Genomic DNA, 417 nt, shown 5'->3' on the forward strand with positions numbered 1-417 from the left:
TTCCTGGATCGGCAAAGTCAAAACGACGGCGCAGATGACGGCGCTGGTGTGGATGCTGTGGCGGCCAAATGAGTGGGTTGAAGGGGCCGGGATCGTGCTGTTCCTCGTTGCGGCGGTGCTGACTCTGTGGTCGATGCTGCAATATTTGAACGCGGCGCGCGGCGATTTGCTTGATCAGTGATCGTTTCGGCGTAATTTTCAGCAAACGGCGCAAGGTTTTAAAAAATATCGTTGACTCATTGCGCCAGGTAAGTAGAATGCAACGCATCGAACGGCGACACAGCTTGCCAGACGATAACAAAATCAAGTGATTAGCAAATAAGCTTGATAATGCGGGAATAGCTCAGTTGGTAGAGCACGACCTTGCCAAGGTCGGGGTCGCGAGTTCGAGTCTCGTTTCCCGCTCCAGTTTAAAAA

Annotated in this window: 1 protein-coding gene and 1 tRNA gene; both read left to right on the plus strand. The window is 52.0% G+C overall.

What is annotated here, in order from left to right:
* Positions 1-181 (plus strand): CDP-alcohol phosphatidyltransferase class-I family protein (locus FJV41_RS56135; protein ID WP_220138042.1); only part of this gene is annotated, 181 nt, incomplete at its 5' end.
* A gap of 151 nt (positions 182-332) precedes the next feature.
* A tRNA-Gly gene (locus FJV41_RS56140) sits at positions 333-408 on the plus strand.
* Positions 409-417 lie beyond the last annotated feature (9 nt).

This window comes from Myxococcus llanfairpwllgwyngyllgogerychwyrndrobwllllantysiliogogogochensis (assembly GCF_006636215.1).
GTDB classification, from domain to species: domain Bacteria; phylum Myxococcota; class Myxococcia; order Myxococcales; family Myxococcaceae; genus Myxococcus; species Myxococcus llanfairpwllgwyngyllgogerychwyrndrobwllllantysiliogogogochensis.